Origin of the sequence: Microbacterium trichothecenolyticum (assembly GCF_030818955.1) — a bacterium.
Taxonomy (GTDB): domain Bacteria; phylum Actinomycetota; class Actinomycetes; order Actinomycetales; family Microbacteriaceae; genus Microbacterium; species Microbacterium trichothecenolyticum_B.
Map to the genome: position 1 here is coordinate 1,910,644 of NZ_JAUTBF010000001.1, position 12,883 is coordinate 1,923,526.

A 12,883-nucleotide genomic window follows, 5' to 3' on the forward strand; every position below is an offset into this window, starting at 1 on the left:
CCTGTCGAGCCCGATACGAACAGTCAGCCCGGTTGCGCCGATGCCGCCGCACATCGACTCGACTCGCGCAACCCTGGATCACAGCCCGCGCTCCCGCCGTATCTTGTCGCCATGGACATCTCCGACATCCGCTGGAACGAGCCCGCTCGTCAGAAGATCCTCGATGACGCCGACGCGGTCCTCCGTGAAGCCGTCGTGGCGATCGCCCGCGAAAGCGAAGGGATCTCCTCCGACGACGCCTTCGCGCAGATCAATGCCCGCATCAAGGACCGCTTCATCGATTACGAGCCGGGTCCGGACATTCGCAGCTACGCCGACGCGATCGCCGCGGGAGAGATTCCGACCGACGACGCCGGCTGATCTCCGCTCGCCCCTCCCCAAGGCGGACGTGAACCTGCGCGTGCAGTCATCTCCGCCGGGCGAGCCAGTGAGATCCCGCGGCATCGCCTTCGGATCGGCTGAGATCCAAGGCGCGCGACGACGCACCGGGCGTAGCGTTCTTCTCACGCGACCCCGGCATCGCCGGCGCGGAAGGCGCCCCTCTCGGCGTCGCCGACGACTCCCGTCCGTCGAGCCCGTCCCCCTCGGGTTCCGGACGGGGGTCGCCCCGGCTTAGCGGTCTTCGCCGTAGGCGCGGATGCTGCGCAGATCGTCTTCGAGGTCTTCTTCGGCAGCATCGTCGTCATGCACGACCGCGTCGGCTTCGCGCTGATCCTGCGCCCCCTGCTTCTTCTCCTCGGCGCCGGCGTCGGTGGCACCGTCCATGACAGGGGCGTCCTGGGTCTCTTCGCGATCGGTCATGTCGTCCTCCTCGAACGGGTCGTGCTGGCATCCTGACCGCGCGGTCCTCCCGGTCGGCCGGGGCTTGCGCCGACCGACCCGGAGGTGCTCACACGCCGTGATGCGCGGGATGACGGCGCTCGAGCGCAGCCCCTTCGACGTCGACGTCGGGCACGATGCGATCGAGCCAGCGCGGTAGCCACCACGCCGCACGGCCGAGCACGTGCATGATCGCCGGCATGAGCAGCATCCGCACGACGAAAGCGTCGAAAAGCACGCCGAGCGCGAGCCCCAGACCCATCGATTTGATGATCACCGAGTCGGAGGCGATGAAGCCCGAGAACACCGCGATCATGATGATCGCCGCGGCCGTGACGACGGTGCGGCCCGCGCGCAATCCCTGGGCGACGGCCAGACGCGGTGGCGCCCCGTGCGCCCACGCTTCGCGCATGCCGGTGGCGAGGAAGAGCTGGTAGTCCATCGCGAGTCCGAACAGGATGCCGACGAGGATCACCGGCAAGAAGCTCAGGATAGGCCCCGGATTATGCACTCCGAGGAGTCCGCCGAGCCAGCCCCATTGGAAGACCGCGGTGACGGCGCCGTAGGTGGCGAACAACGACAGGACGAATCCGGCGGTGGCGATCAGCGGCACCAGCAGGGAGCGGAACACCATGACCATGATGAGGAATGACAGTCCCACCACGACGACGAGGTAGATCGGCAGAACCTCTGCCAGGCCCTCCGAGATGTCGATGTTGATCGCCGCCGCGCCGGCGACGCCGAGGTCGAGGTCGCCGCCGACCGGCGGGAGCGCCCGGAGTTCTCGCACGAGCTGCTCCGTCGACACCGCGTTCGGCCCCTCACGCGGGATCACCTGGAAGGCGGCGAGCGTGCGGTCCTCCGACACGGCGACCGGGGCCACCGCGGCGACATCGTCCTGCGAGAAGAGCTCGCGCGCGACGGCGAGCTGGATTCCCTGCACATCCGCTTCCGCGGTGTCGGCAGGCAACGAAGCGGTGACGAGCAGCGGGGCGTTGGCACCGGCGCCGAACGCGTCCTGCGTCCAGGTGAAGGCCCGATAGGCCGTGGAGTCCTCGGCCTCGGAGCCGCCGTCCGGAAGACCCAAGCGCAGAGACAGGGCGGGGATGGCGACCACCAGCAGCGCCACCGTGGCCACCACCATCGTGAGCACCGCGCGGAGCGTGGACATCGGGCGCGCGGCGCCGACGGTGGGGACGGATCCGGTCCGAGCGGTGCGACGGGGGTGAGCATCCGCCGACGCCTCGGGGGAGGAAGCGGCGGCAGCGGCCGCGCGGGCGCGTGCTCGCGCGCTGAGAATCCGCGGGCCGGCGAGTCCGAGCAGCGCCGGCGTCAGCGAGATGGCGATGAGCACCGCGACCAGCACGCTGACCGCCCCCGCCGTCCCCATCAGCCCGAGGAACGGGATGCCGGTGATGTTCAACGCGAGCAGAGCCACGATGACGGTCGCGCCGGCGAAGACGACGGCATTGCCCGCGGTGCCGTTGGCCAGGCCGATCGACTCCCCCACGTCGGCGCCGTGAAGCAGCTGCCGCCGGTGGCGGTAGAGGATGAACAGCGCGTAGTCGATGCCCACCGCGAGCCCCAGCATCACGCCGAGGATCGGGGTAACGGATGCCATCTGAACCAGCCCCGAGAACGACAGGGTGGCCATGGCGCCGATGGCTACGCCGACCAACGCGGTGACGATGGGAAACGACGCGGCCAGCACGGACCCCAGCACCACGACGAGCACGATGGCCGCGACGGCGACGCCGATGGCTTCGCCCACACCGAGGATCTCGGGGACGCCCTGGGAGATCTCCGTGTTGAAGGCGACCTGTACGCCGGCCACCGGCTCGGAGAAGTGCTCCACGACGGACTCCTTCGAGTCCTCCGACAGCTCCAGTCGCGGTTCGCCGAAGGAGACGTTGACGATCGCGGTGGAACCGTCGTCGGAGACCAGGCGGATGGCATCCGCGAACGACAGCAGCTGCGCGCCCTGGTCGAGTTGCGCCTGCTGCGCGGCGATCTGAGCCAGACCGTCGCTCACCTGCGTCTGCTGCTGTTCCAGCGCGGAGCGCTGCTGGTCGAGCTGCGCCTGCTGCGTGTCGAGGACGTCGAGCTGCGCCTGCTTCTGCGCGGCAGGCAGCGGAGCCTCCTCGGCCTGAGCGCGGCCCGCGTCGAGCTGCTGCTGCGCAGCGGCGATCTGGGCGAGACCGGCGTCGAGCTGCTGCTGGCCGGACTCGGCTTCGCTGCGAGCCGCGCCGAGTTGCCGACGCCCATCGGTGACCTGCTGCCGTCGGTCGTCGAGCTGCTGCTGGGCGGCGAAGGGATCGGTCACGCGCGCGACGTCGGGCAGATCACCCGCGGAGTTCACCAGTGCCGTGATCGCGTTCTTCTGCTCGGCGGTGAGCGGCGCGCCGTCGTCGGTGCGGAACAACACCGCGCCGGAAGCTCCGCTGAAGTCGGGGAGCGCGTCCTGCAGTTTCGCGATCACCTCGCCGGATGCCGTCCCGGGGATGTCGAAGCTCGAGCTCAGCCCTTTGAATCCGAGGAGGAACCCGCCCACCACCACGCCGAGGATGACCACCCATGCGACGATCACCGTCCACGCGCGGCGCGCCGCAAGAAGTCCCAGACGATGCAGCAGTTCAGCCATGCGGGGGGGGTCCTCTCATGCGGTGCGCGCGAGGGAGCACCGTCGGCTCCGACCAGTGCGGCAAAGATAACACGCACCGTCTCGTCTCGTTTTCTCGTCGCATCCCGCAGAATGTGTGTCATGGCTCTTCCGCGCAGTGGCCCCGTCCGCAGCGAAGCCGCGCGCCTGGCAATCCTTCGTGCGGCCGCGTCTCTGCTCACCGAGCGCGGGTACGACCACCTGACGATGGAGGGGATCGCCCGGCAGGCGGGAGTGGGCAAGCAGACGATCTACCGGTGGTGGCCCAGCAAGGGCGACGTGATCGCCGAGGCAATCCTCGAAGGGCATCTGCTCGCCGCACGACGCGAACCACCCGACACCGGTGACGCACGCGCGGATCTCGCCACCTGGCTGGTCGAGCTGTTCTCCCTTCGATCGAGCCCAGAGGGCGAAGGGCTGCTGCGCTCCTTCATCGCCGCCGCCGCGGGCAACGCCGAGACCGGCCGCCGTCTACGCGCCGAGATCCTCGCCGCTCCCCTGATGCTCCGATTGTCGCGGGCGATGGGCGTCGCGACCGGTCCCCGGCTCGATGCCGCCGCCGACGCCCTGCTCGGTGCCGTGATCCTGCGCGCACTGAGTCGCGAGGAGTTCGGCGCCGACGACATGCTCGCCCTCGTCGACGTCATCGTGGGCACACATCCGCGCGCGGAAGAAGACACCGCGTCGCCCGCTGCGTCGGTGGGATAGCGTCGAGAGGACATGCATCTTCCGACCCGATCCGTGAGCCCCCGATGAACCGACCGAAATTGCAGGACGTCGCCGCGCGCGCCGGGGTCTCGGTCGCGACCGCCTCGCGCGTGCTGAACAACAGGGGCTACCTCAGCGACGACATCCGGCGGCGCGTCGACGAAGCGGTCGCTGAACTGGGATATCGCCCCAACGAGATCGCACGCTCACTGATCGGCCAGCGATCGGCACTCGTGGGGCTCATCGTGCCCACGGTCGCCGACGCCTTCTTCGGCGAGTTGGCGACGCACGTCGAGGGCGCCCTCGCGCAACGCGGATACAAGATGCTGCTGTGCGACTGCCACAACACGCCCGAGCGCGAGGAGAAGTACCTCGACCTTCTGCAGGGCAACCGGGTCGACGGCATCATCACGTCCACGCACAACCGGAACGTGGCGGGGTACGGACGCGCCGATCTGCCGATCGTCGCGATCGACCGACGACTGGGCGAGCAGATTCCGACAGTGCGAAGCGACAATCGCACGGGTGGTTTCCTCGCCACGGAACACCTCATCGCGCGCGGATCGCGCTCGGCGGTGCACATCACCGCCACCGATCATCCCGGCAACGAGCGCGCCGCCGCGTACCGGGAACGCATGGCGGCCCACGGCCTGGAGGCACGCGTCATGGCCTACGGATTCGGCGCCTCCGTCGACGAGCGTCGAGCCGCGATCGAGACGTGGTTGACCGTGAATCCGTGCGACGGCGTCTTCGCCAGCGACGACGTGACAGCGCTGATGGCGTTGGATTGGGCCCGAAAGACCGGACGGCGCGTACCGGAGGACCTGCGGATCGTCGGATACGACGGCTCCGCCGCCCTGCACACCGCGGTGCCGGGACTCACCACGGTGCGTCAGCCGATCGAACGAATGGCTGTCCGCGCGGTCGAGGTCCTCGTGGCGAGGATGACCGATGCCACGGCATCCGTCGAGCAGGAACCCCCCCTGCCGGTAGAGCTGCGGCACGGCTGGACGTCGTGAGCCCGCGACCGCATCACAGGTGCGGCCGCGGGCTCACGTGCCGATTCACGGGACGTTCGGGTCGTTCACCGCGATCGGACTGAGGGAGATGTCGCGGATCCTGATCGTCGATCCGACTGCTTCGGCCGTGACACCGGATCTCCCGTCCACGAACGCGGCCGCAGTGAGCGAGGCACGGCCGTCACCGGTGAACACCTCGACGGAAGAGGCATCCACGAGCACGTCGAGGGTGATCGTCCCGTCGACCGAGACGGGAGCGGTGTGCACGGCGTGATAAGCCTCCGGCATGGCGCGAGCCGCCTCATCGGTGCGCCGATCGAGGAAGATCACTCCCGCGTCGGCGTTGTACCCGACCGTGGCATACGCGGAGTCCGTCGACCCGAAGCGGAATCTCACCTCTCCCCCGTCGTGCGCGGAAACCGTTGCTCGGAAGCGGTAGGCAGAGGTCGACGGCTGCGCGGAGAGCGGGACGATCGCGCCGGGCTCGAGCGTCATCGGGTCCGCCGTCGACAGTGCCCCCTCTCGAGCGGCGAGGGCGGCGACCGGCCGGGACAGGAGAGTCAGACGCCCGTCGACCTCCCCGAGCGTGATCTCGCGCGTCGTGGAGAGCGACCCACCCTGCCACTCGCCGCCGGGGAGGTCTCGCGCATAGGCCCAGTTGTTCACCCACCCGAGGGCGAATCGACGTTCCAACCGTCCTCTGTCACCGTCCCGGGGATCATCCCAGGTCACGGCAGCGTAGAAGTCGGCGCCGCCGTCGAGCCATTGCGGTCGTTCATCATCGGCGACGAACCGCTCGCCATCCCACGACCCGGTCCAGTAGGCGAACCCGGTCGGTCCTCCCGAGCTCGAGGCGTCGGCGCTGGCGGCCAGAACCCAGGTGCGGCGACCGGTGGCGGGCTCGAGCATCTCGAAGAGATCGGGACACTCCAGGAGCCCGTCACCGGTATGCGCGAAATCGGACACGTACGTCCATTCGCGCAGGTCGCGCGACGTGTAGAACCCGAGACGTTCTCCCTCGGCGAGGACCATGACCCACTGCTGGTGCGCGTCGTCCCACACCACCTTGGGGTCGCGCCAATCACGGACACCCGGGTTTTCCATGATGGGGTTGCCCTCGTAGTTGTGAAACGTCACGCCCCCGTCGGTCGACGTGAACAACGACTGCCGCTGCACGCCGTCGCTCTGTTGCGTGGCGATGGCGACGATGGCGCCCGCTCCGAACCCGGCCGTGTTCTTCTCGTCGATGACCACGCTTCCGGTGAGGATGTCGCCGAGGCCGTTGCGATACTTCTCGATCGCCACACCCTCGTTCTTCCAGGTGAGCATGTCGGTGGATGTCGCCAGATGCCATGCCGTGCCGTTTCCATCGGGGTAATCGGCGTTGTACAGGTAGTACAGGTGCCATACGCCGTCGACGAGTACCGGCCGTTGTGGATCGTTCATCCAGTGCTGTTCGGGCGTCAGGTGAAAAGCGGGACGGAACCGCTCCCACCCCTGGGGCCGGGAGAACGCGCGATCGTCCGTCGCCGACGCCGAGGGAGTCGGCGGTGAGGCGGACGCCGTCGACGGCGGAGCCCCGTCACGGGGCAAGGCCAGCACGACGACGCCCACCGCCACCACGCCGAGGGTGGCGAGCACGAGCCAGAAAGTGCCTCGGCGGGAACCGGGGGGGCGGTTCCCGCCGAGGCTGTCGAGACCGGTCACACACGCCTCCGCGCGCAGCCACAGCGCATCAGAAGGCAACCGACGCCTGCCGCCACGAGGAGCCCCGCGGCCAGCGCAAGCGGAGAGGTGGGGGCCTCGATTCCGGTCTCTGCGAGGCGCGCCGGGATGGCGGCATTCGGGGTGGGCGTCGGGGGGACCACAGTCTCGACGTTGGGAGGTGTCGTCACGGTAGGCGACGGCACCGGTGTGGGGACCGGACTCGTTGACGGAGCCGGCGTGGGGGTCGGAGTGGGATAGGGGGTCGGGGTCGGGGTCGGAGTGGGATAGGGGGTCGGGGTCCGGGTGCCGACGAACGACGCCGTGCTCGTGAGCGCGATCGAGGGGCTGTCGGCGACCGAGACGAAGCTCAGCTCGATGAACTCCTCAGCCACACCCGACACCCGCACCGAGACTCGGTCGTCGTCGCACTGAACGCTGACCTGCTCGGCGCGGACATCCTTCAGATCCAGCAGGTAACCCGTGTCCGACGCGCGAGTGGAGGTGGCGCGGACGCGCACGCCCGCTGCACAGTCGACCCGCTGGTGCGGCCCGAGCGCCTCGACGATGTCGAGGGCGTCCCAGGGACCGCGGGGACCCTCGGCGATCCACGAGGCCCGCGTCTCCGAACCGTCGACCCATTGCCCGTACAGATTGCCTCGCGTCCGGTCGGCCTCTCCGTAGAACGTACCGGGCCGATCACCGGGGCGCAGAGTCGCCTTGGCCGCCGACGTCGAGGTGACGTCGCCATCCTGCGCAGCCCATACCGGTGACGCGAGAAGGAGCGTTCCCGCCGTCATACCGATGAGTCCCGCCGCGAGCCACCCGGCTGCCCGGGACAGTTCCCGAGTCAAAGCTTCTTCCCTTGCGTGGCCCTGCGTGCGCGACGCGAGACGAAGAAGGCGCAGACGCCGGCAGCGAGCACAAGCACACCGAGCGCCACCGCGCCGATCAACGAGTCGGAGTTCAATCCCGTGCTCGCCAGGGACGACGTCGGCGACGCAGCGCTGTTCGCGGACGCGGGGACGGGTGCCTGCGTGGTCGATGACGGTGAGCCGGGAGTGCTCGTGGACGTCGGCGCGGGCGTTGCGGGCACCCCGGCCGAGTGAATACCGCCAGCGGGGATCAGCAGTGTCGAGTCGAGTTGCCCGTCCTTGGTATCGGCGACCGCCGCGACGACGCTGACCGCCCGACCCGGCGTGACCGACGCCGTGCACGTGAGCGGCACCGAGAAGCCGTTCATCTCAGTGTCCAGTGCACCCGGGTGTCCGTCGGAGGTCACGTTCGACACGAAGAGCTCGGGGTGAGACGTCGAGTTGATGGTACCGAGGCCGACCGGCTGCCCCCCGATCGTCGAACACAGCGTGCCGTTGACGAAGATACCGAACGCATCCTTGTAATCACGCTGCGCCCACTTGCCGTACTCTTCACTGCCAATCTGATAATCGATTGTCAGAGTGTCACCCGCGGGAATGACGGTCAACGCCAGCTCAGCACCGTCGTAGGTGGTGACACCGAATGCCGCGTCAAGCGTCGCCGATCCCGCACCTCCGAGGTCACCGGTCGTCGTCAATTTCTTGTTGGGTCCGACGAGGGACGAATCGGTGAAATCAACGTCGGCTGCATTGTTGGGGTCGGCGTCACGCAGCGAGCCCGTGGTGAGTGCTACACCGGAGGAAAACCTGTCGGCGAAACCCAGATTCAAGCCGGAGTACGTTCCGGCCTGAATTGCACGGCCGGAGGTCAGTTTGGCGTCCGAAATCGCGATATTGCCACCTACCAGGACTTTTACGACGTCTTTGACGTCCTTCCCCTCCAGGGTGGTGCTGGCGGCCGCGGCGTACGCGGGGGCACTGGCGAGAAGGGCGATCGCCGCCGATGAGGCAACACACGCGGCAACCGCGAAGGGCGCTCGGCGCGCAGGAGACCTGCGGACGAAGGAAGAGAGCTGGTTCATGACACTCCTGTGAAATGCGGTGGGCACGACGGAGAACGGCCCATCGAAAGGGCACGCGCCGTCGAGGAAAGGGTGGCGAGAGCGATTTCTTGACAAACCGCGAGAGGAGAGGGTGCCACGGAGTGCGCCACACGGCGCCTCATAGCCGACAGTGCCAGAAAACGCAGACGAACGCAAACTATGTCAATCGATTGACATATGTCTTTCCGATCCATACGCTGAGCCGCGAGGAGCAGGGGCCACGTCACGCCAAATGAGAAAGCAGAACGACGTGACCACCAAGAAGAACCGAGTGGGGCGCCTCGCCGTCCGGCTCGCCGCGGTTGCCGCCGTGCTGGCCGCGACCGCGGCTATCGCGGCAACGCCCGCATACGCGCAGTCGACGGCGAACGTCACCGCGGTCCCGGGCTACCCGGCCCCCACCACGCACACGCAGCAGGCCTACGACCCCGAGGCGAACTTCACGGCCAAGTGGACCCGCGCCGACGCTCGTCAGATCAAAGCGATGAGCAACCCGGCTGCGCCTTCGCGGCAGAACTCCCTGCCGGAGGAGTACACCATGCCGACGGTGCCACAGGACTTCCCCGACATGAGCAACGACCAGGTCTGGGTGTGGGACAGCTGGACTCTGACGGACGGCTCATCGGCGCAGCCGAGCTTCAAGGGGTGGGAGGTCGTCTTCTCGCTGGTCGCCGATCGCAAGCTCGGCTTCGACGATCGCCACACGTACGCGCGCCTCGGGTACTTCTTCCGCAAAGCCAACGTGGCGGATCGCCCCAAGAACGGCGGGTGGACGTACGGCGGACTGGTGTTCCCCGACGGCGCGTCCGGCGCGATCTTTGAAGACCAGTCGTTCAGCCACCAGACCGAGTGGTCAGGCTCGACCCGCATCTTCGACGGCAACAAGCTGCGCATCTTCTACACGGCCGTGGCCTTCTATCGCAATCCCGATGGCACGAACCGCAAGCCCTACGACCCGCGCATCGTGCAGAGCGAGGGCCGCATCTTCGCCGACGACAACGGCGTGTGGATGACCGGCTTCCGCGACCAGCACGACATGCTGAAGGCCGACGGTACCTATTACCAGAACGCCGCACAGAACGAGTACTTCAACTTCCGCGACCCCTTCACCTTCGAGGACCCCGCCCACCCCGGCAAGACCTACATGGTCTTCGAGGGCAACTCCGCCTTCCAGCGCGGCGCCCGCTCGTGCACCAAGGAGGACATGGGCTACGCTCCGGGCGACCCCTACACCGAGACAGCCGACCAGGTCATGGACCAGGGAGCGCACTACCAGCTCGCCAACGTCGGGCTCGCCGTCGCTGAGAACAAGGCGTTGACGAAATGGAAGTTCCTTCCGCCGATCCTTTCGGCCAACTGCGTGAACGACCAGACCGAACGCCCGCAGATCTACCTCAAGGACGGCAAGTACTACCTCTTCACGATCTCGCACCGCCACACCTACGCGGCCGGCATCGACGGCCCGGAGGGCGTCTACGGATTCGTGGGCAACGGCATCCGTAGCGACTTCCAACCGGTGAACCGCGGCTCGGGCCTGGCGCTCGGCAGCCCCTCCAACCTGAACTTCGCGGTGGGCAAGCCCTCCGCACCGGACTACAACCAAGACCCCGGCCAGTTCCAGGCCTACTCGCACTACGTCATGCCGGGCGGGCTCGTGCAATCGTTCATCGACACGATCGGAACGAGCGACAAGTTCGTCCGCGGCGGCACGCTGGCCCCGACCGTCCGCATCAACATCAACGGTGCCGACGTGACGAGCGACCGTACCTACGGCCACAACGGCCTCGGCTCGTGGGCCGACATTCCCTCGGGATACGCCCACGACATCGCTCAGACACCGGACCGGCGCCCGGTCAACTGACGAACCGTCGCACACGAGGTGGGGCCCCAGAGATGGGGCCCCACCTTTCCCTCCCCTCGGGAAATGCCCAAGATCACCGGCGAAGATCGACTGTCCCCTCACACCTCCACGGGGGGCGGAGATTCGAGTACCTATGAATGCCACGCGGCTCGCCGACCTCATCGAGGACGCGATGGGCGGGCAGGACAACCTGGAGTCGTTGACGCACTGCGCGACCCGGGTACGTCTGATTCCCCGCAACCTCGATCTGGTGCGCTTCGATGCGCTCCGCAGCATTCCCCTGGTGATCGACACGCGACTGGTGGCCGGTCAGGTGCAGGTCGTGCTCGGTCCCGATCGCGCGCAAGCGGTCGCGGCGGCGATGCGGCGCCACCGCGGCACCGCCGACACGGTCGTCCCTCGCGGGCGCCGTCACCACCCGACCCGAGCCCTCGTGCTCCTGGTCGATGTCTTCACTCCGCTGCTCCCCGTCTTCGTCGCGGGGGGCCTGCTGATGGCGTTGCACAACCTGCTGGCGAGCCCCGACATCGTGGGCGAGATGCCCATCGTCCATGCAGCCCCCTGGCTCGACGGCTTCACCTCCCTCGTCGGCCTCCTGGGGTACGCCGTGTTCGCGCTCCTTCCCGTCCTGCTCGGATTCGCGGCCACCGAACGCTTCGGCGGCTCGCCGCACCTGGGAGCGGCGATGGGAGCGGCGCTCGTGGCCGCCCCGCTCTTCTCTGACGCGGGGTCGCCCGCGGCCCACTTCGCCCCTTCACCGGCATGGATGATCGGCGATCTCAACGTGTTCGGCGTGGACTATCGGAACACCGTCATACCGATGATCGCGATCGCCTTCGTCCTGGCTCGGGTCGAACGGGTGCTGAAGCGGAGGCTCCACGGCTCGGTCCAGCTCCTGCTGGTTCCGACGGTGACACTGCTCGCGACCGGACTCATCGCGTTTCTCGTGCTCGGCCCCGCCCTCCGCGTGCTCGGCGCCGTGGCTGCTCACGTGATGCAGTGGCTGTACGTGAGCGCGGGCCCGGCGGGAGGCGCGATGATCGGCGCCGCGTACTCTCCGCTGGTCGTGACGGGCCTGCATCAGGGACTCCTCGCGATCGAGCTGGGTCTCATCGCCACCGGAGGATCGTTCATCTTCCCCATCGCCGCGACCGCGAACATCGCTCAGGCCGCCGCCACTTTCGCCGTGTGGGCATGCTCGCCCAGGGGCTCCCACCTGCGCTCTCTCGCTGCGACCACAGCGGCACCCGCCGCCCTGGGAATCGCCGAGCCCGCGATGTTCGGAGTGACACTGCGCCTGCGCGCCCCCTTCGCCATCGCCGTCGGAGCCACGGCTGTCGCCGCCGCCCTCCTGGCCACGTTCCAGGTGGAGGCGGTGACCCTCGGCGCCGCCGGCCTTTTCGGTTTTGCCTCCATCGCTGCCGGCAAGGTCGGCCCGTTCATCGTGTGCCAGGCGGTCGCTGCCGGGCTGTCTTTCGGTGGCACCTGGGCCTGGTCCCGCTGGTGGAGTCAGCCGGAGTCCGAGCCGGGCGCGGACGGCTCCGCCCGGGATGCCGGTGCGACGACGATCTCTTCTCCGGTTTCGGGCGTGATGGTCGACGTCGAGACGCTGGCGGACGCCGCCTTCGCCGCGAGCGCACTCGGCCCGACGGTCGCCGTCGCTCCCCAAGAGTCGCGGATCGTCGCCCCCGCTCAAGGGATCGTCACCGTCGTGTCGCGCACCGGTCACGCGTACGGGATCACGATGCCGGATGGGACCGAGGTTCTCGTCCACGTCGGCATCGACACCGTTCGCATGAACGGAGTGGGGTTCCTTCCGCTCACTCGCGTCGGTGCACGGGTGTCGGTGGGCGATCCGCTGGTCGACGTCGATGTCGACGCGGTCGTGTCTGCGGGTCTGGATCCGGTCGTGCTGACGATCGTGACGAACGTCGACTCCGGAGCACTCCTGCCCAGGCGCCGCGGCGGGTCCGTGCGTGCCGGCGACCTGATTCTGTCCCCCCCCCCCCCCCCCCCCCGGCGGAGGGGGGCGGGGCGAGGGCCAAGACGGCGACCGAGATCACCCCGCCTGATTAACCGCTTGACCACTCGCCGTGAGGTTGCTAACTTTGCGTAACCGATTAACCACCCTGGTT

At 68.3% G+C, this 12,883-nt stretch carries 10 protein-coding genes; 5 read left to right on the top strand and 5 right to left on the bottom strand.

Features of this window, described 5'->3' with window-relative positions; genetic code table 11:
- Nucleotides 1-111: 111 nt before the first annotated feature.
- Nucleotides 112-360 (top strand): hypothetical protein, encoded by a 249-nt coding sequence (locus QE412_RS09140; RefSeq protein ID WP_307482585.1) that lies wholly within the window; start codon nt 112-114, stop codon nt 358-360.
- 252 nt (nt 361-612) lie between these two features.
- On the opposite strand, the gene QE412_RS09145 is transcribed toward QE412_RS09140, so the two are convergent.
- Nucleotides 613-801 carry a hypothetical protein gene (locus QE412_RS09145; protein WP_307482587.1) on the bottom strand — a complete coding sequence of 63 codons (189 nt, stop codon included), beginning with the start codon at nt 799-801 and terminating at the stop codon, nt 613-615.
- Between the two features lie 88 nt (nt 802-889).
- On the bottom strand, nt 890-3,460 hold the full coding sequence (locus tag QE412_RS09150) for an MMPL family transporter (protein ID WP_307482589.1): 2,571 nt from the start codon (nt 3,458-3,460) through the stop codon (nt 890-892).
- Nucleotides 3,461-3,580: 120 nt separating this feature from the next.
- On the opposite strand from QE412_RS09150, the gene QE412_RS09155 reads away from it, so the two are divergent.
- Together QE412_RS09155 and QE412_RS09160 are read left to right on the top strand one after the other, a co-directional pair.
- Nucleotides 3,581-4,186 (top strand): TetR/AcrR family transcriptional regulator, encoded by a 606-nt coding sequence (locus QE412_RS09155; RefSeq protein ID WP_307482592.1) that lies wholly within the window; start codon nt 3,581-3,583, stop codon nt 4,184-4,186.
- 44 nt (nt 4,187-4,230) lie between these two features.
- Nucleotides 4,231-5,205, top strand: a complete 975-nt coding sequence (locus QE412_RS09160; RefSeq protein ID WP_307482594.1) for a LacI family DNA-binding transcriptional regulator — start codon at nt 4,231-4,233, stop codon at nt 5,203-5,205.
- 45 nt (nt 5,206-5,250) lie between these two features.
- Here the strand turns inward: QE412_RS09160 and QE412_RS09165 are convergent, their stop codons facing one another.
- Genes QE412_RS09165 through QE412_RS09175 form a run of 3 tightly spaced genes read right to left on the bottom strand, consistent with a single transcriptional unit; the run spans nt 5,251 to nt 8,866 of the window.
- Nucleotides 5,251-6,912, bottom strand: coding sequence for a glycoside hydrolase family 32 protein (locus QE412_RS09165; RefSeq protein ID WP_307482597.1), 1,662 nt, complete (start codon nt 6,910-6,912; stop codon nt 5,251-5,253).
- On the bottom strand, nt 6,909-7,763 hold the full coding sequence (locus QE412_RS09170) for a hypothetical protein (RefSeq protein WP_307482600.1): 855 nt from the start codon (nt 7,761-7,763) through the stop codon (nt 6,909-6,911). The genes QE412_RS09165 and QE412_RS09170 overlap by 4 nt, the downstream gene beginning before the upstream one ends.
- Complete coding sequence (locus tag QE412_RS09175) at nt 7,760-8,866, bottom strand: choice-of-anchor L domain-containing protein (RefSeq protein WP_307482603.1); 1,107 nt, start codon at nt 8,864-8,866, stop codon at nt 7,760-7,762. Before QE412_RS09175 ends, QE412_RS09170 begins: the two co-directional genes overlap by 4 nt.
- A 253-nt stretch (nt 8,867-9,119) precedes the next feature.
- Here QE412_RS09175 and QE412_RS09180 point away from each other — a divergent pair, with 253 nt between their 5' ends.
- A complete protein-coding gene (locus QE412_RS09180) occupies nt 9,120-10,748 on the top strand; it encodes a glycoside hydrolase family 68 protein (RefSeq protein WP_373426542.1) in 1,629 nt (542 codons plus the stop codon).
- Between the two features lie 133 nt (nt 10,749-10,881).
- Nucleotides 10,882-12,864 (top strand): glucose PTS transporter subunit IIA, encoded by a 1,983-nt coding sequence (locus tag QE412_RS09185; RefSeq protein WP_307482608.1) that lies wholly within the window; start codon nt 10,882-10,884, stop codon nt 12,862-12,864.
- Nucleotides 12,865-12,883: the final 19 nt, after the last annotated feature.